A 22271-nucleotide genomic window follows, 5' to 3' on the forward strand; every position below is an offset into this window, starting at 1 on the left:
GAATCCTCCTGAAGATTGGTCAGAAGGTGTAAACCTTATTCAGGACGCGACACCAACAACAAAAAGGCCCATCTTCGGATGGGCCTTTTTTATTGCCTGTCACTTGTAATAAATGCCTGACCAACACGTCAGGCATTTAATTAGCAACCTATCATTGTGTAGCTGTTTCCTGAACCACTCGAATCACCCGCTGCGGAAACGGAATATCAATACCGGCAGTCTTTAAACGATCACGCGACTGTTCGTTAAACATGAACATCACATCCCAATAGTCTGCAGTTTTAACCCAGACACGCAGAGAAACAGTGATCGAACTGTCACCCAACGTCGAAATGACCGCTTGTGGCGCAGGGTCCTGCAACACGCGCTCATCCTTGGCCAGATCCAGCAGCACTTGACGGGCCTTTTGCAGATCCGCTTCGTAATCCACACCCACGTCAAACACCACTTTGCGGGTTGGCTGACGGTTGGTGTTGGTGATGATGCCGTTCGACAGATTGCCGTTCGGGACGATGATGGTCTTGTTGTCACCGGTACGCAGCACGGTGTGGAAAATCTGGATGCTGTCGACAGTACCCGCCACACCTTGCGCTTCGATCCAGTCACCGATTCGGAATGGACGGAACAGCAGAATCAGCACGCCGCCGGCGAAGTTCGCCAGGCTACCCTGCAATGCCAGACCGATCGCCAGACCAGCCGCACCAATCGCAGCCACGAACGAGGTGGTTTCCACACCGATCATCGAGGCGACGCTGACGATCAGCAGCACCTTGAGGATGATGTTCGCCAAGCTGCTGATAAAGCCTTGCAGCGCCAGGTCGGCATTGCGCAGGGCCAGCAGACCGCCGAGTTTTTGCGTGACCTTGTTGATCAACCACCAGCCGATCGCCAGGGTAATCACCGCCAGCAGCACGCGGCTGCCGTATTCCATGATCATCGGAATCCACGCCTGGGACGCCTTGACCAGGTTGTCTACCTCAGCATTCAAATCCATCTTCCATCTCCTGATTTCCGGCTACCCGGGCTGTACACATATAAAAAGTGGGAGCGGGCTTGCTCGCGAAAGCGTTGTGTCATTCAACAATGAGTTGCCTGACACAGCGCTTTCGCGAGCAAGCCCGCTCCCACAGCCATCTGACCGGACTTAGTCGCGGAAGTTGTTGAACTGCAGTGGCATGCCGAATTCCTTGGCGCGCAGGGCCGCGATGGCTTCCTGCAGGTCATCGCGCTTTTTGCCGGTCACACGTACCTGCTCGCCCTGAATGGCGGCCTGCACCTTGAGCTTGGCGTCCTTGATGTGCGCGACGATTTTCTTCGCCAGCTCCTTGTCGATGCCTTCCTTGAGGATCGCGTCCTGCTTCATCAGCTTGCCCGAGGCGTAAGCGTCTTTGACTTCAAGGCACTGCACATCGATCTTGCGCTTGGTCAGGGCCAGCTTCAGGATCTCGATCATCGCTTCCAGCTGGAACCCGGCTTCAGCGGTCAGATTGACGGTCAGATCCTTTTCCTTGAACTCGAAGCTGCCTTTGCCTTTCAGGTCATAACGACGATCGAGTTCCTTCACGGCGTTCTCGACCGCGTTGGTCAGCTCGTGTTTGTCCAGTTCGGATACCACGTCGAACGACGGCATGTAATCTCTCCAATAAAAAGGCGCGCTCGATCAGGAGGGAGCACGCTTGGCTTGCGGTTAAAATCCGGCTCATTATAACGGGTCTTTTCCCACCGATACGGCGAGCCTTGCATGCCAGTACCTTACCGAGTGAAAAACTGATGTCCACCCCCTGGCACATTCTCGGCGCCGGCAGCCTCGGCACCCTGTGGGCCACGCGCCTGGCTCGGGCCGGTCTGCCGGTGCGGCTGATCGTGCGTGATGCCCAGCGCTTGCGCAGCTATCAGGCGGCCGGCGGTCTGACGCTGGTCGAACACGGCGCAGCCACTACCTATGCCGTCCCCGCGCAAACGGCCGACGACCCGGAGCCGATCCGCCGCCTGCTGGTCGCCTGCAAGGCCTATGACGCCGAAAACGCCGTCGCCCGCCTCGCCCCGCGCCTGAGCGCAGATACCGAGCTGATCCTCCTGCAGAACGGCCTCGGCAGTCAGGACGCGGTCGCAGCGGTGGTTCCGCAGGCACGCTGCATCAGCGCTTCCAGCACCGAAGGCGCGTTCCGCGACGGCGCCTGGCGCGTTGTGTTCGCCGGCCACGGTTTCACCTGGCTGGGCGATGCCGGGCATCCGGTAGCACCGATCTGGCTGGACGACCTGCAAGCGGCGAACATTCCCCACGAATGGAGCACCGACATCCTCACCCGGCTGTGGCGCAAGCTGGCACTCAATTGCGCGATCAATCCGCTGACCGTGCTCCACGATTGCCGTAACGGCGGGCTTGAACAGCATCGATGCGAAGTTGCCACGTTGTGCGCGGAACTGGCCGAATTGCTGGAGCGTTGCGGTCAACCGGCAGCCGCGCTCAATCTGCAACAGGAAGTCGAGCGGGTGATCCACGCCACAGCAGCCAATTACTCGTCGATGTATCAGGACGTGGCCAACCGCCGCCGTACCGAAATCAGCTACCTGCTGGGCCACGCCTGCAAAGTCGCCACCCGTCATCAACTCAACCTGCCGCACCTCACTCAATTGCAGCAGCGTCTGGTCGGCCATCTGCGCAGCCTTGGATTGCCCAGCGACTGAGCAGCGGCTACGCTGGCCACTTGTTCCTTTGTTGCGATAAACCTGATGCCATTGCGCCAGCGCCTAGAAAACCTGCCGGTCGGCCAGAAACTGCTGGCCGCCCTGCTGGTGTTATTGACCACTGTGCTATTGGTCGCCAACCTGACCTTTATCAGCGCCGCCTATTACATCTCCCAGGAAAGCATGGCGCCGCAAGCTCTGCAGACCATCGGCCGGCTGATCTCCAACCCGAGCCTGGTCGCGCAAGCCCTGGAGTCGCCGCAAAGCGCCGAACGCCTGCTCAAGGAGCTCGACAGTTATTCGCCGCTGCGCGCAGCAGCGCTGTATGACGGCAAGGGTGACCGTCTCGCTCAGGTGCAGCGTGGCGACAAGCTCAATCTGCCGGAACGTTATCGACACGTCGAAGCCTGGCAACTCACCGAGTTTCGCAGCAACCAGTTGATCACCCTGCCCCGCCCCGGCACCGCGCCTGGGCACTTGCTGCTGGTCGCCAGCAGCGAACTGCCGATGGCGTTCTACACCGGCACCCTGACTGCCAGTCTCGGCATCCTGATTTTCAGTGTGCTGCTGTGGCTGGTGATTGCGCGACAGATCAAACGCCTGATCACGCGGCCGATCCATGAACTGGAAGAGCTGTCGCGTCAGGTCACCCGTGAAGAAAACTATGCCCTGCGTGCCTCACGCGGCAACCACGATGAAATCGGCAGCCTCGCCGAGGCGTTCAACACCATGCTCTCGCGCATCGAAGCCCGCGAGCAGCAGCTCAAGCGCGCCCGCGATGACTCGCAGGCCGCCTACGATCAGGCGCAGGGTCTGGCCGAAGAGACCCGTCACACCAACCGCAAGCTGGAGCTGGAAGTCCAGGTGCGGAGCAAGATCGAGAAGAAGCTCACCGGCTTCCAGAACTACCTCAACAGCATCATCGACTCCATGCCCTCGGCGCTGATCGCCCTCGACGAGCAGCTCTACGTGACCCAGTGGAACCAGGAGGCCAGCGCCCTCTCCGGCACGCGTCTGGATGAGGCGCTGAACCAGCCGATCTTCCTCGCCTTCGAACCGCTCAAGCCGTTTCTGCCACAACTCAAGCAGACCGTGGAAGAGCACACGGTGGCGAAAATCGAACGGGTGACCTGGTTCAAGGATGACGAACCCAAGCATTACGCCCTGACGTTCTACCCGCTGATGGGCGGTGCCGGGCGCGGTGTGGTGATCCGCATCGACGACATCACCCAGCGCCTGTCGCTGGAAGAAATGATGGTGCAGTCGGAGAAGATGCTCTCGGTCGGCGGCCTCGCTGCTGGTATGGCCCATGAGATCAACAACCCGTTGGGTGCGATTTTGCACAACGTGCAGAACATTCGGCGGCGGCTGTCGGCAGATCTGCCGAAGAACCTCGAAACCGCTGAACAGCTCGGCATCGAACTGGACACGGTCAACCGTTACCTGCAAAGCCGCGAAGTGCCGAAACTGCTCGACGGCATCCAGCAGGCCGGCGCGCGGGCGGCAAAAATCGTCACGCACATGCTCAGTTTCAGCCGCCGCAGCACTAGGCAAATGGCCCCATGCGATCTGCCAGCGTTGATCGATCAGGCGGTGGAAATTGCCGGTAACGACTTCGATCTGGCAATCGGTTTCGACTTCAAGGGCCAGGCGATCATCCGCCAGTTCGACCCGGCGCTCGGCCCGGTGCCGGGCACCGCCAACGAACTGGAACAAGTGCTGCTCAACCTGCTGAAAAACGCCGCACAAGCCATTCATCAACGCGAAGATGACAGCGAGCCGGGACGGATCATCCTGCGCACCAGACTCAATCCGCCATGGGCCGAGATTCAGGTCGAGGACAACGGCATCGGCATGAGCGAGAACGTGCGCAAACGCACCTTCGAGCCGTTCTTCACCACCAAGGAAATCGGCCAGGGCACAGGGCTGGGGCTGTCGGTGTCGTACTTCATCATCACCAACAACCACAAAGGGCAGATGGAAGTGCAATCCGCGCCGGGCCAGGGCACCTGCTTCACCTTGCGCCTGCCACTGACCCAACCGGCGGCCATCGCCGCCGAAACCAATCAACTACCGAGGTAACCCATGGGCTTTCGCTTGTCGAAGATCTACACCCGCACCGGCGACACAGGCGAAACCGGCCTGGGCGATGGCCGCCGCGTGCCCAAGGATCACCCGCGCATCGAAGCGATTGGTGAAGTCGATACGCTGAACAGTCAGGTCGGTGTGCTGCTGGCCGGGTTGATCGCCGAACGTGAGGCATTCCCGGGATTGAATGAACTGATCGACGTGCTCGCGCCTTGTCAGCATCGTTTGTTTGATCTCGGCGGTGAGCTGGCGATGCCGGAGTATCAGGCGCTGAACACGGCAGAAATCGAGCGTCTGGAAGCAGCGATTGATGTGTGGAACGAGGAATTGGGGCCGCTGGAGAATTTCATTCTGCCCGGCGGTTCGATGCTGATTGCCCAGGCCCATGTGTGCCGCAGTCTGGCGCGCAGTGCCGAGCGCCGTTGTCAGCACTTGAACGCGATCGAGCCGTTGGCCGGGGTTGGTTTGGCGTATATCAATCGGCTGTCGGATCTGTTGTTTGTGGCCGCAAGGTTGATTGCGCGGCGGCAGGGGATTGCGGAGATTTTGTGGCAACCGGCGGCGAAGCCTTCAGATATATAGCGCCTGTAAGGACGCCTTCGCGAGCAAGCCCGCTCCCACAGTTGATTGCATTCATCCAGTTGGAATGCAGTCAAAGGTGGGAGCGGGCTTGCTCGCGAAGAGGCCATCAGCCTCACAACATAATCAAGCTTCTGGCCAGAACGCGCGAATCCCCGCCACACCCTGAGCCCCGACACTCCAGGCCTTCTCGCGCTCCGCCGGGCCGACCCCGCCGAGCAAGAACACCGGCTTGCTGAAGCCCTCGATCAACGTCGAAGCCTGCTCCCAGCCCAATGGCTGCGCATCCGGGTGGGTCAAGGTTGGTTGAATCGGCGACAGGGTGACGAAATCCACGCCCATCTGCTCGGCCAGTGCCAGTTCTTCGGCGTTGTGGCACGAAGCCGCCAACCAGCGCTCCGCCGACAAAGGTCGCCCTGCTTCGGCGTATTTGCGCAATTGCGCGGAGGTGATATGCCAGCCGGCCGACGGGAAATCGCCGAGCCATTCGAACGGCCCCTTGATCATCAACTGCGCCTTGCCGGCACACAGACCGGCTGCATCCACCGCCAGATCGCGGTATTTCGGGTCATAACCGTTCGGCGCGCGCAGCTGGATCAGTTTGATCCCGCCGGCAATCGCCTTCTGAATGCCGCGCAGCAAGGCCGGGGCTTCCAGATCTTCCGGGGTGATCAAGTATTCGCCAGGCAGGCGCGCGGCGGCAACGATCGGCTGATTGGCGGCCGGAAACTCGTAGTTCAGCAGATCCTTGGCGGTCGCCCAGGCCAATGGCTGGCCTTCGGCGCCATGCGGTTCACCGCTGAAGCTCGACACTTCCCAGACATCCAGCAACACCTGCTTGTCCGGGTAATCGTGGCGAACCTTGATCAGCGGACGCGCGGCGTCAACAACAATGCCCAGCTCTTCCTGAAGCTCGCGAGCCAGAGCGTTTTCGACCGATTCGTCAGCCTCGACCTTGCCGCCGGGAAATTCCCACAGGCCGCCCTGATGCTGATTGTCGGCACGGCGGGCGATGAGGATTTTGCCGCTGTCGTCCCGAATGACGGCAGCCGCGACGTGTACGCGTTTCACGGATTCAACTCCTCCAGTCCAGCCTTTTGCCACGCCTTGAAGGCGGGCCATTGGTAGACGGTTTCAACATAGGCTTGATCAACCGCCGGCAACTGCACCTGGTAAGTCCGCAGGCGCACGGCAATCGGGGCGAAGAACGCATCGGCCAGGCTCACCCGGCCAAACAGATACGGCCCAGGCTCCGTGGCGGCAGCGCGGCATTCAGCCCACAGCGCGAGCATGCGTTCGATATCGACCTTCACTTCCGGCGGCACCGGGCTGAGCGGTGCGTCGTGGCTCAGGTTGAACGGCATGTGATTGCGCATGGCGAAGAAGCCACTGTGCATCTGCGCGCAGGCCGATCGCGCCTGGGCACGGGCGAACAGGTCGGCTGGCCAGAGCTGTTCGGACGGGAACTGCTCGGCCAGGTATTCGGCGATCGCCAGAGAGTCGGCGATGGTGCCACGAGAGGTTTGCAGCAACGGCACCTTGGCGGTCGGCGAATGCTTGAGCAGCCGCTCGCGGGTGTCGGGCTTGCCGAGTTTGATCAGTTCTTCGCTGTAGGGTGCGCCGGTCAGCTCCAGCGCCAGGGCAGCGCGCAGGGACCAGGAGGAAAGCAGTTTGTCGCCGATGATCAGGTGCAGGGACATGGTGTGGCGCCTTTTCGTCAGTGGAAAGCTTCAAGACTTGGGGTGGCTGGGCCGACGCTTTCGCGGGCAAGCCCGCTCCCACAGTAGTTTCGGTCGTGCACAAATGTCGTGTACACCGCAGAACCCTGTGGGAGCGGGCTTGCTCGCAAAGAGGCCGGCAGCCCAACCCTACCCTTTGAATCAGGTGCGGTATTCAGCGTTGATCTTCACGTACTCATGCGACAGGTCGGTGGTCCAGATGGTTTCGCTGCAGTCGCCGCGACCCAGTTCGATGCGGATGGTGATCTCTTCCTGCTGCATCACCGCCGAACCCTGTGCCTCAGTGTAGGTTGCTGCGCGTGCGCCACGGCTGGCGATGCACACGTCGCCGAGGAACACGTCGATCTTGCTCACATCCAGATCCGGCACGCCGGCACGGCCGACAGCCGCCAGAATACGGCCCCAGTTCGGGTCGGAGGCGAACAGCGCGGTCTTGATCAGCGGCGAGTGGGCCACGGTATAACCGACGTCCAGGCATTCCTGATGATTGCCACCGCCGTTGACTTCAACAGTCACGAACTTGGTCGCGCCTTCGCCGTCACGCACGATGGCCTGAGCCACGTCCATGCACACTTCGAACACTGCCTGCTTCAGCTTGTTGAACAGCTCGCCTTCGGCACGGGTGATTTCCGGCAGCGCAGCCTTGCCGGTGGCAATCAGCATGCAGCAGTCGTTGGTCGAGGTATCGCCGTCGATGGTGATGCGGTTGAACGACTTGTTCGCACCGTCGAGCATCAGGTTGTGCAGCACGTCGCGGGAGACTTTGGCGTCGGTAGCGATGTAGCCGAGCATGGTCGCCATGTTCGGGCGGATCATGCCCGCGCCCTTGCTGATACCGGTGACGGTGATGGTCACGCCGTCATGCTGGAACTGGCGGCTGGCACCCTTGGGCAGGGTGTCGGTGGTCATGATGCCGGTGGCGGCGGCTTCCCAATTGTTTTCCGACAGATCATCCAGTGCGGCTTGCAGCGCGCCTTCGATTTTCTCGACCGGCAGCGGCTCACCGATCACGCCGGTGGAGTACGGCAGGATCTGGCTGGCATCGACACCGGTCAGCTCGGCCAGTTTGGCGGTGGTGCGCTCGGCAGCCGCCAGACCCGGCTCACCGGTGCCGGCATTGGCGTTGCCGGTGTTGGTCAGCAGGTAACGCACGTCGTTCTGCACGCGTTTTTTCGCCAGGATCACCGGCGCGGCGCAAAAGGCGTTCAACGTGAACACACCGGCCACGGTCGAACCTTCGGCACAGCGCATCACTACCACATCCTTGCGCCCGGGGCGCTTGATGCCGGCCGAGGCGATACCGAGTTCAAAACCGGCAACCGGGTGCAACGTTGGCAAAGGACCAAGACCAACAGCCATGAATGCGCTCCTTACTCAATGATGTCAGCACCGCTCACAGGGATGGCGGTGGTGTAAATGGCAAAACGCCGCGACGGCAGGAGCCGGTCGCGGCGCGGGTATTTCAGCGATTGAAACGGGAGTTACTGGATCTGCCCGTGGCAATGCTTGAATTTCTTGCCCGAACCGCAGTAGCACAGTTCGTTGCGACCCAGCTTCTGCTCGTTGCGAACCGGCGCGGTGGCGAGGGCTACATCGACCTCCTCACCCAGCACTTCCGGCTGCTCCAGACCAGGGGCCTCGGCGTGTTCGAACTGCATGCGCGCGGCCAGTGCTTCGGCTTCCTCACGCAGGCGTTGCTCTTCGGCTTCCGGATCTTCGCGGCGCACCTGAACGTGCGACAGCACACGGATCGAGTCGCGTTTGATCGAATCCAGCAGCTCGGAGAACAGCGTGAACGACTCGCGCTTGTATTCCTGCTTCGGGTTCTTCTGGGCGTAGCCACGCAGGTGGATGCCGTGACGCAGGTGATCCATGGTCGACAGGTGGTCTTTCCACAGGTCGTCCAGCACGCGCAGAACGATCTGCTTCTCGAACGAGCGCAGTGCTTCGGCACCGGCCTGATCTTCTTTCTCGTTGTACGCCGCCATCAGCTCGACCATCAGCTTCTCGCGCAGGGTCTCTTCATACAGGTGATCGTCTTCGTCGAGCCATTGCTGGATCGGCAGTTTCACCCCGAAGTCGCTGGCAATCGACGCTTCCAGACCAGCAACGTCCCACTGCTCTGGCAGCGATTGCGGCGGAATGTGAGCGCTGACGGTAGCGTTGAGCACGTCCTGACGGAAATCGGCGATGGTTTCACCGATGTTGTCGGCGGCCAGCAACGTGTTACGCATGTGATAGATCACTTTACGCTGTTCGTTGTTGACGTCGTCGAACTCGAGCAGTTGTTTACGGATGTCGAAGTTGCGACCTTCCACCTTGCGCTGCGCCTTCTCGATCGCGTTGGTCACCATGCGGTGCTCGATCGCTTCGCCCGGCTGCATGCCCAGGGCTTTCATGAAGTTCTTCACCCGGTCAGAAGCGAAAATGCGCATCAGGCTGTCTTCCAGCGACAGGTAGAAGCGGCTGGAACCGGCATCGCCCTGACGGCCGGCACGGCCACGCAACTGGTTGTCGATACGACGGGATTCGTGACGCTCGGAGGCAATCACCTGCAGACCGCCGGACTCCAGCACTTGCTGGTGACGCTTCTGCCAGTCGGCCTTGATCTGCGCGATCTGCTCGGGGCTCGGGTTTTCCAGCGCCGCAACTTCCACTTCCCAGTTACCGCCCAGCAGAATGTCGGTACCACGACCGGCCATGTTGGTAGCGATGGTCAGGGCGCCCGGACGACCGGCTTGCGCGATGATCTCGGCTTCTTTTTCGTGGAACTTGGCGTTCAGCACCTTGTGCTCGATGCCTTCCTTATTGAGCAGGTTGGACACGTGCTCGGAAGTTTCGATGGTCGCGGTGCCCACCAGGATCGGACGGCCCTGGGCCATGCCTTCCTTGATGTCGTTGATGATCGCCGCGTATTTCTCTTCGGCGGTCAGGAACACCAGGTCGTTGTAGTCTTTACGTGCCAACGGCTTGTTCGGCGGAATGACCATGACCTGCAGGCCATAGATCTGGTGGAATTCGAACGCTTCGGTGTCAGCAGTACCGGTCATGCCGGACAGCTTGGTGTACAGACGGAAGTAGTTCTGGAACGTGGTCGAAGCCAGAGTCTGGCTCTCGGCCTGGATGTTCAGACCCTCCTTGGCTTCGATGGCCTGGTGCAGGCCTTCGGACAGACGACGACCCGGCATGGTACGACCGGTGTGTTCGTCGACCAGTACGACCTGACCGTCCTGCACGATGTATTCGACGTTGCGGTGGAACAGTTTGTGCGCACGCAGACCCGAATAGACGTGGGTCAGCAGGCCCAGGTTATGCGCCGAGTACAGGCTCTCGCCTTCGGCCAGCAGGCCGACGCCGGTGAGCATTTCTTCGATGTACTGGTGACCGGCTTCGTTGAGTTCGACCTGACGGGTCTTCTCGTCGATGGTGTAGTGACCGGCCTTGGTGACCTGGCCTTCGACCTCTTCGACGTGCAGTTCCAGCTGCGGGATCAACTTGTTGATCTCCATGTACAGCTTGGAACTGTCCTCGGCCTGACCGGAAATGATCAGCGGGGTACGGGCTTCGTCGATGAGGATGGAGTCAACTTCGTCGATCACGGCAAAATTGAGTTCGCGCTGGAATTTCTCTTCCATGCTGAACGCCATGTTGTCGCGCAGGTAGTCGAAACCGAATTCGTTGTTGGTGCCGTAGGTGATGTCGGCAGCATAGGCGGCGCGCTTCTCTTCCGGCGGCTGGAACGGCGTCACGACGCCGACGGTCAGGCCGAGGAATTCATACAGCGGACGCATCCAGTTGGCGTCACGGCGGGCCAGGTAGTCGTTCACGGTTACAACGTGCACGCCCTTGCCGGACAGCGCGTTGAGGTAAACACCCAGGGTTGCCACGAGGGTTTTACCCTCACCGGTACGCATTTCGGCAATCATGCCTTCATGCAAGGTCATGCCGCCGATCAACTGAACGTCGAAGTGGCGCATGCCCATGACGCGCTTGCCCGCTTCACGGGCGACCGCGAAGGCTTCAGGCAACAGCTTGTCGAGGGATTCCCCTTTGGCGATACGGGCCTTGAACTCGTTGGTCTTGGCACGCAATTGATCGTCCGAAAGGGCCACCATTTGCTCTTCGAAGGCATTGACGAGCTGCACCGTCTTGAGCATGCGTTTGACTTCACGCTCGTTCTTGCTTCCAAAAAGTTTCTTTAACAAAGGCGCAAACATATCGGCAGGATCTTCCACACTAAAGGGATGGAGGGCGGCCCCGTGAGTCGCCCGTGCAGCCCTCATGGCCGCATGCGAACGAGCATTCTACCCGGAAACGGTGGTGAGGAAAGTGGCGATATTCCACGATGCTGGCACTGCGCTTTGACGGGGCTCACTTAAAATAGGGGCGTTTTGCTCAACTTCAACCCATACGGGAAAGAAGTTAGTCGTTGATTTAATGAGCAAAGCAGGGACAAAAGCAATGGGCGAGTGGTTCCGTTGCTTTCTGCTACCATGGCGCTTCTGTTACTTCAGGTGTTCGATCATGGCATTTCGCCCTCTTACAGCCAGAGCACCCTCCGTTCTGCTACGCGAAGCCAAGCCGCTCAAAGCCATTCTCGGTCATGCCCAACGCCTCGCTCATCTGCAACGCCTGCTCGAAAGCCAGTTGCAACCCGCTGCCCGCGCGCATTGCCATGTCGCCAAGTGGCGTGAAGGCGAACTGTCACTGGTGGTCACCGACGGCCATTGGGCCACACGCCTGCGCTACCAGCAAAAACGCCTGCAACGGCAACTGCAGCTGTTCGAAGAGTTCGCCAACCTGACGCGAATCAAATTCAGCGTGCGACCACCGATCGTCCAGCCTGGGGCTGTCGGGCACACGATGGACCTGTCGAGTAATGCCGCGGCAACCATTCAGTCCACGGCGGACGGCATCAGCGATCCAGGCCTGCGCGCGGCGCTTGAGCGTCTGGCGGCGCACGCCAAAGACAAAACCTGAACTCAATCCAAAAAACTGACACTTATCCAATGTGAGAGCGGGCTTGCTCGCGAAGGCGTCCTTTCAGTCAACATTATTGTTAACTGGCAGACCGCTTTCGCGAGCAAGCCCGCTCCCACAGTTTGGATCAACGCCGTTTGCTGCCGCCGAGCAACGAGCCCATCAATCCGCGCACCAGTTGTTTGCCCAGATTGTTGGCCGCCTGACGCATCGCCGACTTCAGCGCCTGCCCCGCCGCCGTGCCCAGAAACTCTCCGGCACGATCAGCCAGGCTCGGCTCTTCGGCTGCCGACTTGCCCGCTGGCGCATCCGCCTCCGGCGCCAGATCCTTGCGCCCCATCAGGATTTCATACGCCGACTCGCGATCGATCGGCTTGTCATAACGCCCCTTGAACGGCGACCCGGCGATCAGCATCGTGCGTTCGGTTTCGCTCAACGGTCCGATCCGCGACTGTGGCGGCGCCACCAGCACCCGCTGGACCGTCTCCGGCGTGCCTTTTTCCTGCAACGTCCCGACCAGTGCTTCACCGATACCCAGCTCAGTCAGCACCGACAAGGTGTCGAACGCCGGATTTGGCCGGAAACCATCAGCCACCGCCCGCAGGGACTTCTGTTCCTTGGCGGTGAACGCACGCAAGCCGTGCTGAATCCGCAGGCCAAGTTGCGCCAGCACGTTATCCGGCAAATCCCCCGGCGACTGGGTGACGAAATACACACCCACACCTTTCGAGCGAATCAGCCGCACCACCTGCTCCAGACGCTCCTGCAGCGCCTTGGGCGTATCGCCGAAGAGCAAATGCGCTTCATCGAAGAACAGCGCCAGCAGCGGTTTGTCGGCATCGCCGCGCTCCGGCAACTGCTCGAACAGCTCGGCCAGCAGCCACAGCAGGAACGTCGCGTAGACCTTAGGCGCCTCATGTACCAGACGGCTGGCATCAAGCAAATGAATGCGCCCACGGCCATCGGCGGACGGTTGCAGAATGTCTTCCAGTTGCAGCGCCGGTTCGCCGAACAAGGCTTCAGCGCCCTGCTGTTCCAGGGTCGCCAGCCGGCGCAACAGTGCCTGGCTGGAACCCGTGGTCATCAGCGCCGCGTCTTCGCCCAACAGTTGCGGGTTGTCCTTAAGGTGATTGAGCAACGCCTTGAGGTCTTTCAGGTCCAGCAGCAACAGACCTTCGCGATCCGCCACTTTAAAGGCTGCGTACAGTGCCGACTGCTGGCTGTCGGTCAGTTCCAGCAGGCTGCCGATCAGCAGCGGGCCCATTTCACTCAAGGTAGTGCGCAACGGATGACCGGATTCCCCGTGAATGTCCCACAGCGTCACCGGATAAGCCTGCGGCTTGTGATCGAGCCAGGACATCCCGGCGATGCGCTCGGCGACTTTGCCCTGCGGATTGCCGGCGGCACCAAGGCCGCACAGGTCGCCCTTGATGTCGGCGGCGAACACCGCGACCCCGGCGTCACTGAATGCTTCGGCAAGACGTTGCAAAGTCACCGTCTTGCCGGTCCCGGTCGCACCGGCGATCAGCCCGTGACGGTTGGCCAGGCGCATGGCCTGAGCAATCGGTTGCCCCGCCAGATCGGCGCCAATAACGAGTTGCGATGTGTCAGGCATTTTGTCACCTATGGTTAATCTTTAATCCGTTGTGGCCGATAGCTAAGGGCGAGAACCTGACTGAAAAGTCGGTCGGACATTTCCCTAAGGAGAGTCGGAAATATCAGTTGTTTCACCCTTGCCCATTTTGCGCGTCTTTATAAAAGCACGCCCAGGACATTAAGACCTTAGCGGAACCCCAAGCCATGAACAAAAACCTGCGCTTCAGCCATAAAATTTTGCTTGCCGCCGCCCTCATCGTCATCGCCGCTTTCGCCTCGTTCACGCTGTACAACGACTGGCTGCAACGCAACGCGATCCGCGATGACCTGAACAACTATCTCAACGAGATGGGCGAAGTCACCGCCGACAACATCCAGACCTGGCTGAACGGCCGTATTCTGCTGGTCGAGAACGCCGCGCAGAACATCGCCATCAACCCGGAACCGGCCAACGTCGCCAGCCTGCTGGAACAGAAGTCTCTGACCTCGACGTTCATGGCCACTTACCTGGGCGATGCCACCGGCCACTTCACCATCCGCCCGGACGTGAAGATGCCGGACGGTTTCGACCCACGAGTGCGCCCTTGGTACAAAGGTGCCGAGAGCAGCAGCGCGTCGACCCTGACCGAACCGTACATCGACGCCGCCACCGGGCAGTTGATCATCTCCATCGCCACCGCCTCGAAAAAGGCCGGTCAGAGCGTCGGCGTGGTGGGCGGCGACCTGAGCTTGCAAACCCTGGTCGACACCCTCACCGCCCGGGACTTCTCCGGTATGGGCTACGCGTTCCTGGTCAGCGCCGACGGCAAGATCCTCGTGCACCCGGACAAGGCACTGGTGATGAAGTCGCTGAAAGAAGCCTATCCGCAGGACACCCCGCGCATCAGCAGCGACTTCAGTGAAATCACCGTCGATGGCAAGACCCGCATCGTCAGCTTCGCGCCGATCAAAGGCCTGCCGTCGGTGAACTGGTACATCGGGCTGTCGGTGGACAAGGACAAAGCCTTCTCGATGCTCAGTGAGTTCCGCACCTCGGCGGTGATTGCCACGGTGATTGCGGTGGTGATCATCATTGCCTTGCTGGGCATGCTGATTCGCCTGCTGATCCAGCCACTGCACGTCATGACCCGCGCCATGGAAGACATCGCCGACGGCGAAGGCGACCTGACCAAGCGCCTGACCATCGTCAATAACGATGAGTTTGGCGTGCTGGGTACCGCATTCAACCGTTTCGTCGAGCGTATTCACGGTTCGATCCGCGAAGTCTCGTCGGCCACCGGGCAAGTCAACGAGGTCGCGCTGCGCGTGGTCGCGGCGTCCAACTCGTCGATGTACAACTCCGACCAGCAAGCCTCGCGCACCAGCAGCGTCGCCGCCGCGATCAATCAACTGGGCGCCGCCGCTCAGGAAATCGCCCGCAACGCCGCGCAAGCCTCGAACCAGGCCAGTGACGCCCGTGGCCTCGCCGAAGACGGCCAGCAAGTGGTGGATCGCAGCATCAAGGCGATGAATCAACTGTCGAGCATGCTCAGCGCCTCCAGCACCAACATCGAGTCGCTGAACAGCAAAACCGTGAACATCGGGCAGATCCTCGAAGTGATCACCAGCATCTCCCAGCAGACCAACCTGCTGGCGCTCAATGCCGCCATCGAAGCGGCGCGTGCCGGTGAAGCCGGACGCGGTTTTGCCGTGGTCGCCGACGAAGTGCGCAACCTGGCGCACCGCACCCAGGAATCGGCGCAACAGGTGCAGACCATGATCGAGGAGCTGCAGGTCGGCGCCCGTGAATCGGTGAGCACCATGAGCGACAGCCAGCGCCACAGCCAGGACAGCGTGGAAATCGCCAACCTCGCCGGCGAACGCCTCAACAGCGTGACTCAGCGCATCGGCGAGATCGACGGGATGAACCAGTCGGTGGCGACCGCGACCGAGGAACAGACGGCGGTGGTCGAGTCGATCAACGTCGACATCACCGAGATCAATACGCTGAACCAGGAAGGCGTCGAGAACCTGCAAGCGACCTTGCGCGCCTGTTCGGATCTGGAGCAGCAGGCTGCGCGTCTGAAGCAACTGGTCGGCAGTTTCCGCATCTAAGGCGCTGCTACTGGCCTCTTCGCGAGCAAGCCCGCTCCCACTTGGGATCTGTGTCGTTTGCAGATCCCTGTGGGAGCGGGCTTGCTCGCGAAGGCGTCCTGTCAAACACCACAACACCTCCCTGACACTCCCACCGCGCAATCCCGACCGAACATCTATTCTGGATAAAGGTCAACCAAGGGAGTGGAACGCAGCGGAGGGTTGATCACTGTGCATATCGCCGACATCACCATGTTCTACGCCCCGGCCAGCGGCGGCGTACGTACCTATCTGGACGCCAAGCATCGCCGGTTGGGCGTCAAATCGGGCATTCGTCACAGCCTGCTGATTCCCGGCGCACATTTCGGTGAAAACGACGGTATCTACACCGTGCCCGCCCCCGCCCTGCCCTTCGGCAAAGGCTATCGCTTTCCGCTGCGCCTCGCGCCGTGGCGCAATGTCCTGCAGGGTTTGCAGCCGGATCTGATCGAAGTCGGCGACCCGTACCTGACTGCCTGGGCGGCACTCGACGCACGACGGCAACTGGATGTGCCGGTGATCGGCTTTTATCACTCGGACCTGCCGTTGCTGGCGAGCAATCGCATGGGCCATTGGGTCACGCCGAATGTCGAGGCGTACGTCACCAAGCTCTATGGCAACTTCGATCGAGTGCTGGCACCCAGCCAAGTCATGGCCGACAAGCTCACCGGCCTGGGGGTGCGCAATGTCTTCGTGCAGCCATTGGGGGTGGACTTGCAAACCTTTCACCCTGACGCCCGCGATAACGGCCTGCGTGCCGAACTGGGGATTGCCGAAGACACCCGGCTGCTGATCTTTGCCGGGCGCGGTTCCAAAGAGAAGAACCTGCCGGTGCTGCTCAAATGCATGCAGCGCCTCGGCCCACGCTACCACCTGCTGCTGGTTGGCTCGTCGATGCCGGCCGTGGTCCCGGACAATGTCAGCGTGATCGACGCCTTCTGCCCGGCGCCCACCGTCGCCCGCTTGATGGCCAGCGCCGATGCCCTGATCCATGCCGGTGACCAGGAAACCTTCGGTCTGGTGATCCTCGAAGCCATGGCCTGCGGGATTCCGGTGGTCGCGGTGGCGGCCGGGGCGTTTGAAGAGATCGTCGCCGACGACTGCGGCTTGCTCTGCGCACCGAACAACCCGCAAGCCATGGCCAATGCCGTGCGCGAGCTGTTCAGTCGAGGTTGCGTGAAACTCGGCCAACAGGCGCGGCAACATGTCGAACGGCGTTATTCCTGGGACTGCGTGGTCGACAGCCTGCTCGGCCATTACCACGCGGTGCTCGGTCACTCGCTGCCAAGGGTGGCCAATGGCTGAATCCTCGAATGACCGCGCAGTGCTGCTGGTGCTGCACGACGTGGCGCCGTCGACGTGGGCGGATTATCGGCCGTTTGTCGAGGCGGTAGATGCAATGGGTGACGTGCCGATGACCTGGCTGGTCGTTCCGGATTTCCATGGTCACGACGCACTCGAGGAGCATCCCGCGTTCTGCCGAATGCTTGGCGAGCGGCTGGCCCGTGGCGATGAACTGGCCTTGCACGGCTATTACCATGACGACCGCGAGCCAGCGCCAGCCACGCCCCGCGACTGGTTCATGCGCCGAATCTACACCCACGAAGGGGAGTTTTATCGCCTGTCCCGCGAAGCTGCGCTGGCTCGCCTGCGCGACGGCATCGAACTGTTCAAGCGCAATGACTGGCCGTTGCACGGCTTCGTCGCCCCGGCATGGCTGATGAGCGAGGGCACGCGCCAGGCCCTTCGCGAAACGCCATTGAGCTACACCAGCGACCCGCAACATCTTTATCAATTGCCGGATTTCACCGCCGTCAACGCCCCGGGCCTGGTCTGGAGTGCGCGCAGTGCCTGGCGCCGGGGCCTGTCAAAAATCGTCAGCGAGCAACGCGAACAGCAGTGGCGCGACGCCGCGGTGATTCGTCTAGGCTTGCACCCGGTAGACATGCGCCACCCCTTCGCGCGTGATTACTGGCTGCAAACCCTTGAACGGCTGCTGGCAGAAGGACGCACGCCCATGAACAAAATCGACTGGTTCACCCGGCAACGCAAGCGAATGGAGCGCGCTGCATGAGTCGCGGCATTGTGCTGTTGATCGGCCTGCTCGCCGCCGTGCTGATTCCCGTGCTGCTCGGCGGCGGCGAGATCGGTGCGCGGTTGCAGAATTTTCCGCTGCACTGGCTGCTGATCATGTTCGGCATGATCCTGCTCTGCTGGGGCATCAACACCCTGCGTTTGCGCCTGCTGCTGGGTGATCAGCGCGAACGGGTCTCGCCGCTGAAAAGCCTCGGCGTGGTCATGGCCGCCGAGTTTGCCTATTGCGCCACCCCCGGCGGCAGTGGCGGGCCGCTGACGATCATGGCCTTGCTGGCGCGCTGCGGCGTGCGCCCGGCCCGGGGCAGCGCGGTGTTTGCCATGGATCAGCTGAGTGATCTGCTGTTCTTTCTCTGCGCCCTGAGCGGAATCCTGATTTACGCGTTGTTTCAGCATCTCAGTGATCGCCTGGAGTGGTTGCTGATGGTCAGCGCCGTGTCGCTGTTCGGTGGGCTGTTCAGTTGCGTGCTGCTGGCGCGCTACCACCGCCGCTTGATCCTTCTGAGCGGACGCCTGCTCGCCCGCCTCAACGTGCAACCGGCCACGCGTCGGCGCTGGGCACGCAAGCTGCTGCATTTTCTCGACGCGTTTATCGACACACTCAAGTTGCCGTGGCAAACCCTGGTCAAGGTGTTCGCCCTGACCTGCATGCACTGGCTGCTGCGCTACAGCGTGTTGTATCTGGCCCTGCGCGGGCTGGGCGCGGATCTGCAGTGGGCCTGGAGTTTTCTGGTGCAGATGCTGTCGCTGGGGGCTGGTCAAATAAGCCTGCTGCCCGGTGGCGCGGGCGCCGCAGAGCTGACCTCGGCGGCGCTCCTGGCGCCGATGGTCGGTAAGTCCACCGCGGCGGCAGCGATTCTGATCTGGCGCGTGGTGACGTTCTATTTCTATCTGGTGGTGGGCGGCCCGGTGTTTCTATTGATGCTAGGGCGGCCGCTGCTCAAGAAGCTGCTGAAGATCAGGCAGGCTTCTCAGGTTCGTCCGCCTGCTCCTTGAGCTGCTCCCACAACTCGGCCGCGCCGGGAAACTCGGTGCCGTCTTCCGGGCTCAGGTCATCCGGATCGTAGCGGCTCAAACAGCCCTCCCCCAGGGTGGCAGGCGCTTTCGAAGTGGCTTTGTCCAATGGGTCGCTCACGGGCAGTTCCTCAAGGGCGGAAACGAAAAAAGGGCCTGGGACGATTGAACGCCCAAGCCCTTCTTTATTCAAGTACGCGTGGGTTCGATCAGAACACCACGGTCTTGTTGCCGTGCACCAGCACGCGGTCTTCGAGGTGATAACGCAGGCCACGGGCCAACACCATCTTCTCGACGTCACGGCCGAAACGCACCATGTCTTCGATGCTGTCGCTGTGGCTGACGCGTACCACGTCCTGCTCGATGATCGGACCGGCGTCCAGTTCTTCGGTCACGTAGTGACAGGTCGCGCCGATCAGCTTCACGCCGCGCAGCGACGCCTGGTGATACGGCTTGGCACCGACGAACGACGGCAGGAAGCTGTGGTGAATGTTGATCACCTTGTGCGCGTATTCGCGGCACAGCGCCGGCGGCAGGATCTGCATGTAGCGCGCCAGCACCACCACTTCGGCATCGTGCTGTTTGACCAGACGCGAGACTTCGGCGAACGCCGGCTCCTTGTCCTGCGGATTGACCGGGACATGGTAATAAGGAATGCCGTGCCACTCGACCATGCTGCGCAGGTCATTGTGGTTGGAAATCACGCAGGAGATTTCGCAATCGAGCTCGTCGCTGTGCCAGCGGTGCAGCAAGTCGGCCAGGCAGTGGGATTCGCGGCTGGCCATAAGCACCACGCGTTTCTTCTGCTCGGTGTCGGTAATACGCCAGTCCATCGAGAACTCTTCGGCGATCGGCGCAAACTTCTCGCGCAGCACTTCAATACCGAACGGCAGCGAATCGGCGCGGATCTCGTGACGCATGAAGAACCAGCCGTTCTGATTATCCGAGTGGTGGCTCGCTTCGGTGATCCAGCCGTTGTGGGATGCCAGAAAGTTACTGACTTTGGCAACGATGCCAACGCGGTCAGGGCAAGAAATCACCAACCGAAAGGTGCGCATGAGGGGGAAACTCCAGAACTTCGCAAAGGCGGCCATTCTAGCGATTGTGCGCGAAAACTGCAGTATTGATGAGCACGCACCGCAGAAGATGCGGTTCACGGCAGTTGAGCGTGGCGCAAGCCGCAGCGACGACGCACCAGTGATGCTGTTCGACCCGATAATTGTGAATAATCGTGATGACTGCATCACATTATTTAAATGACCATTCAATTTAACGGTTATTTGACGTAACTAATTCAAATAAAAAATCCGCTTAAATGTTTACTTGATGAAACAGCCTGACTATTATTGCGGCACTGTCCCCTGCCATTCAACACATCCGCATAAGGTAGTTACCATGTCCTTGATCAACGAATATCGCGCCACCGAAGAAGCCATCAAAGAGCTGCAGGCCCGTTTGAAAAACCTGTCGCAAGACGACAAATTGCAAGCCGAGCTGGAATTCGAAGGCAAACTGCGCACCCTGATGGGCGAATACTCCAAATCCCTGCGCGACATCATCGCCCTGCTGGATCCGGAATCGAAAACCAAAGGCACCCGTGGCGCCGCAGTAAAAACTACCGGCACCAAGCGCGCGCGCAAAGTTAAACAATACAAAAACCCGCACAACGGCGAAGTCATCGAAACCAAAGGTGGCAACCACAAGACTCTGAAAGAGTGGAAAGCCAAGTGGGGCGGCGACGTGGTTGAAGGCTGGGCTACCCTGCTGGGCTAAGCCGCAACGCCGGTCGCAGACTGATTCTGCGGCCCATGAAAAACGCCAGCCTGCGCTGGCGTTTTTTTATGCCCGACATTTCATGGGCACACTATGTTCGATTTCAAAGATTCAAACGTTTGCGCAATGCCTGGACATAATTCTGCCACTCATTGAGCACTTGATTCTGTATCGGCGTAGCACTAAGCGCCCATTGCTGCGCGGCTTCGGCAAAAGATTGCAGGGTATTAGGCGCACCCATTTGCGGCTCGGACAAACGCTGCTGGCAGAATATTCTCCAGCGTTCTTGCTCCTCGGAATTCAGCGTATAGGGAAAGTTGCGTGCGCGATATCGAAAGAGTAATTCCGGCAGACGTTCGTCATCGAACGGCCAGTGCTCTTGCGCTAATTGCGCCGGATCTGCCGTCCTCACTTGCTCGCATAGACGCCGATCGCGATCACCGATAAATCCATCGTACAACTGCTGTTCCGGGTCTTCACTCGGGGTGAAGTCTTCGCTGGCATAAATTGCCGTAACTTTATCTTTCCAAACTTGTTGTGCGTCACTTAGCCGCAGTGCACGTGCCTGGTAGAGCGCCATGTCCAACCCAAGGCGCTGCTGATCGTCGGCCCGCAACACCGACAACGGCGCCACCACCGGGCAGCGATTGATATGAATCAGTTTCAGCGGCACCGGCAGTTCACCCTCGGCGAGGTCGTCGCGGCGGGTGTACAGGCGCTGGCGCAGGGTTTCAGCGTCCAGATCCAGCAGGCCTTGCGGATCGAGGTGCAGGTCACAGACGATCAGTGCATTGCGATTGCGCGGATGCCAGGCCAATGGCAGCACCACACCGACATAGTGCCGCGCCGCCGAAAAGCGTCCGGATATATGCACCAGCGGCTGCAACAGACGAATCTGATCCATGACCTTCTGTTTGCTGCGCAGTTGAAACAGCCAGTCGTACAACTTCGGCTGTTTCTGGCGGATCAACCGCGCCAGCGCGATGGTTGCGCGCACGTCCGAGAGTGCTTCGTGGGCATGCCCGTGGTCGATGTTGTTGGCAGCCGTCAGGCGTTCGAGCTTGAGGGTCACCTTGCCTTCGTCATCGGTTGGCCAGACCAGCCCATCCGGGCGCAATGCATACGCGGCGCGCACCACATCGATCAGGTCCCAGCGACTGTTGCCACCCTGCCATTCACGGGCATAGGGGTCAAAGAAGTTGCGGTACAGGCTGTAGCGGGTCATCTCGTCGTCGAAACGCAGGGTGTTGTAACCCGCACCGCAAGTGCCGGGCGCCGCCAGTTGCGCGTGTACGCGGGTCATGAAGTCGGCTTCGCTCAAACCCTGTTCGGCGAGACAGCTCGGGGTGATCCCGGTAATGGCGCACGCTGCCGGATGCGGCAGGATGTCTTCGCTGGGCTGGCAGTAGAGGTTGACCGGTTCGTCGATTTCATTGAGGTCGTGGTCGGTGCGAATCCCGGCGACCTGCAGCGGACGGTCGTTGCGCGGATTGATGCCGGTGGTCTCGTAGTCGTACCAGAAGATTGAAGTCACGGGCGGTTCCTGAACTGAAGATCGGCAAAGTCTAGGCGTTGAACCGCCATCGCGGCCAGCGCTGTGTCATTCAA

General features: G+C 60.5%; 19 protein-coding genes and 1 pseudogene. 10 read left to right on the forward strand and 10 right to left on the reverse strand.

All coding sequences use genetic code 11. The annotated features are described in order from the left end of the window. Positions 1-151: 151 nt before the first annotated feature. Positions 152-994: a mechanosensitive ion channel family protein gene (locus tag AC1RBR_RS20880; protein WP_041068538.1), complete on the reverse strand. Its 843-nt coding sequence runs from the start codon at positions 992-994 to the stop codon at positions 152-154. A 150-nt stretch (positions 995-1144) separates the two neighbouring features. Beyond that, the gene (locus tag AC1RBR_RS20885) at positions 1145-1630 is read right to left on the reverse strand and encodes a YajQ family cyclic di-GMP-binding protein (protein ID WP_003227548.1); all 486 of its coding nucleotides are present in this window, start codon (positions 1628-1630) and stop codon (positions 1145-1147) included. Positions 1631-1770: 140 nt separating this feature from the next. On the opposite strand from AC1RBR_RS20885, the gene AC1RBR_RS20890 reads away from it, so the two are divergent. Genes AC1RBR_RS20890 through AC1RBR_RS20900 form a run of 3 tightly spaced genes read left to right on the forward strand, consistent with a single transcriptional unit; the run spans position 1771 to position 5358 of the window. Beyond that, positions 1771-2688 carry a putative 2-dehydropantoate 2-reductase gene (locus AC1RBR_RS20890; RefSeq protein ID WP_492566397.1) on the forward strand — a complete coding sequence of 306 codons (918 nt, stop codon included), beginning with the start codon at positions 1771-1773 and terminating at the stop codon, positions 2686-2688. Positions 2689-2733: 45 nt separating this feature from the next. Beyond that, positions 2734-4770 carry a sensor histidine kinase gene (locus AC1RBR_RS20895; RefSeq protein WP_456017795.1) on the forward strand — a complete coding sequence of 679 codons (2037 nt, stop codon included), beginning with the start codon at positions 2734-2736 and terminating at the stop codon, positions 4768-4770. A gap of 3 nt (positions 4771-4773) precedes the next feature. Then, positions 4774-5358 carry a cob(I)yrinic acid a,c-diamide adenosyltransferase gene (locus AC1RBR_RS20900; protein WP_027612526.1) on the forward strand — a complete coding sequence of 195 codons (585 nt, stop codon included), beginning with the start codon at positions 4774-4776 and terminating at the stop codon, positions 5356-5358. A gap of 123 nt (positions 5359-5481) precedes the next feature. Here the strand turns inward: AC1RBR_RS20900 and AC1RBR_RS20905 are convergent, their stop codons facing one another. The 4 genes from AC1RBR_RS20905 to secA form a co-directional block, all read right to left on the reverse strand. Next, positions 5482-6426 carry a Nudix family hydrolase gene (locus tag AC1RBR_RS20905; protein WP_492566400.1) on the reverse strand — a complete coding sequence of 315 codons (945 nt, stop codon included), beginning with the start codon at positions 6424-6426 and terminating at the stop codon, positions 5482-5484. Beyond that, on the reverse strand, positions 6423-7055 hold the full coding sequence (locus AC1RBR_RS20910; RefSeq protein WP_492566402.1) for a glutathione S-transferase family protein: 633 nt from the start codon (positions 7053-7055) through the stop codon (positions 6423-6425). The genes AC1RBR_RS20905 and AC1RBR_RS20910 overlap by 4 nt, the downstream gene beginning before the upstream one ends. A 180-nt stretch (positions 7056-7235) precedes the next feature. Then, positions 7236-8453, reverse strand: coding sequence for a bifunctional glutamate N-acetyltransferase/amino-acid acetyltransferase ArgJ (argJ, locus tag AC1RBR_RS20915; protein ID WP_492566404.1), 1218 nt, complete (start codon positions 8451-8453; stop codon positions 7236-7238). A gap of 122 nt (positions 8454-8575) precedes the next feature. After that, complete coding sequence (secA, locus tag AC1RBR_RS20920; RefSeq protein ID WP_115984280.1) at positions 8576-11311, reverse strand: preprotein translocase subunit SecA; 2736 nt, start codon at positions 11309-11311, stop codon at positions 8576-8578. A gap of 307 nt (positions 11312-11618) precedes the next feature. On the opposite strand from secA, the gene AC1RBR_RS20925 reads away from it, so the two are divergent. Next, positions 11619-12074 carry a DUF721 domain-containing protein gene (locus AC1RBR_RS20925; RefSeq protein ID WP_253150320.1) on the forward strand — a complete coding sequence of 152 codons (456 nt, stop codon included), beginning with the start codon at positions 11619-11621 and terminating at the stop codon, positions 12072-12074. A 127-nt stretch (positions 12075-12201) separates the two neighbouring features. Here AC1RBR_RS20925 and AC1RBR_RS20930 read toward each other — a convergent pair whose 3' ends face one another. Further along, the gene (locus AC1RBR_RS20930; protein WP_443534173.1) at positions 12202-13689 is read right to left on the reverse strand and encodes a helicase HerA-like domain-containing protein; all 1488 of its coding nucleotides are present in this window, start codon (positions 13687-13689) and stop codon (positions 12202-12204) included. A 185-nt stretch (positions 13690-13874) separates the two neighbouring features. On the opposite strand from AC1RBR_RS20930, the pseudogene AC1RBR_RS20935 reads away from it, so the two are divergent. The 5 genes and pseudogenes from AC1RBR_RS20935 to gpgF form a co-directional block, all read left to right on the forward strand. Beyond that, a pseudogene (locus tag AC1RBR_RS20935) lies at positions 13875-14906 on the forward strand (HAMP domain-containing protein); the annotation flags it as partial. 93 nt (positions 14907-14999) lie between these two features. Then, complete coding sequence (locus tag AC1RBR_RS20940; RefSeq protein WP_371917866.1) at positions 15000-15764, forward strand: methyl-accepting chemotaxis protein; 765 nt, start codon at positions 15000-15002, stop codon at positions 15762-15764. 210 nt (positions 15765-15974) lie between these two features. Continuing rightward, on the forward strand, positions 15975-17087 hold the full coding sequence (gpgS, locus tag AC1RBR_RS20945; RefSeq protein WP_166496525.1) for an N-acetylglucosaminyl phosphatidylglycerol synthase: 1113 nt from the start codon (positions 15975-15977) through the stop codon (positions 17085-17087). Continuing rightward, positions 17080-17856 carry an N-acetylglucosaminyl phosphatidylglycerol deacetylase gene (gpgD, locus tag AC1RBR_RS20950; RefSeq protein ID WP_492566406.1) on the forward strand — a complete coding sequence of 259 codons (777 nt, stop codon included), beginning with the start codon at positions 17080-17082 and terminating at the stop codon, positions 17854-17856. The genes gpgS and gpgD overlap by 8 nt, the downstream gene beginning before the upstream one ends. Beyond that, positions 17853-18872 (forward strand): glucosaminyl phosphatidylglycerol flippase, encoded by a 1020-nt coding sequence (gpgF, locus tag AC1RBR_RS20955; RefSeq protein WP_492566408.1) that lies wholly within the window; start codon positions 17853-17855, stop codon positions 18870-18872. Before gpgD ends, gpgF begins: the two co-directional genes overlap by 4 nt. Here gpgF and AC1RBR_RS20960 read toward each other — a convergent pair. Both AC1RBR_RS20960 and purU read right to left on the reverse strand, forming a co-directional pair. Beyond that, positions 18835-19011 (reverse strand): hypothetical protein, encoded by a 177-nt coding sequence (locus AC1RBR_RS20960; protein ID WP_167797083.1) that lies wholly within the window; start codon positions 19009-19011, stop codon positions 18835-18837. The genes gpgF and AC1RBR_RS20960 overlap by 38 nt on opposite strands. Before the next feature lie 88 nt (positions 19012-19099). Continuing rightward, positions 19100-19948, reverse strand: a complete 849-nt coding sequence (gene purU / locus AC1RBR_RS20965; protein WP_003227580.1) for a formyltetrahydrofolate deformylase — start codon at positions 19946-19948, stop codon at positions 19100-19102. A gap of 337 nt (positions 19949-20285) precedes the next feature. Here purU and mvaT point away from each other — a divergent pair, with 337 nt between their 5' ends. After that, on the forward strand, positions 20286-20663 hold the full coding sequence (gene mvaT, locus AC1RBR_RS20970; protein ID WP_003227581.1) for a histone-like nucleoid-structuring protein MvaT: 378 nt from the start codon (positions 20286-20288) through the stop codon (positions 20661-20663). 103 nt (positions 20664-20766) lie between these two features. Here the strand turns inward: mvaT and sbcB are convergent, their stop codons facing one another. Next, positions 20767-22197, reverse strand: a complete 1431-nt coding sequence (sbcB, locus tag AC1RBR_RS20975; RefSeq protein WP_492566410.1) for an exodeoxyribonuclease I — start codon at positions 22195-22197, stop codon at positions 20767-20769. Positions 22198-22271: the final 74 nt, after the last annotated feature.

This window comes from Pseudomonas sp. GW823-FHT01D03, assembly GCF_058798255.1.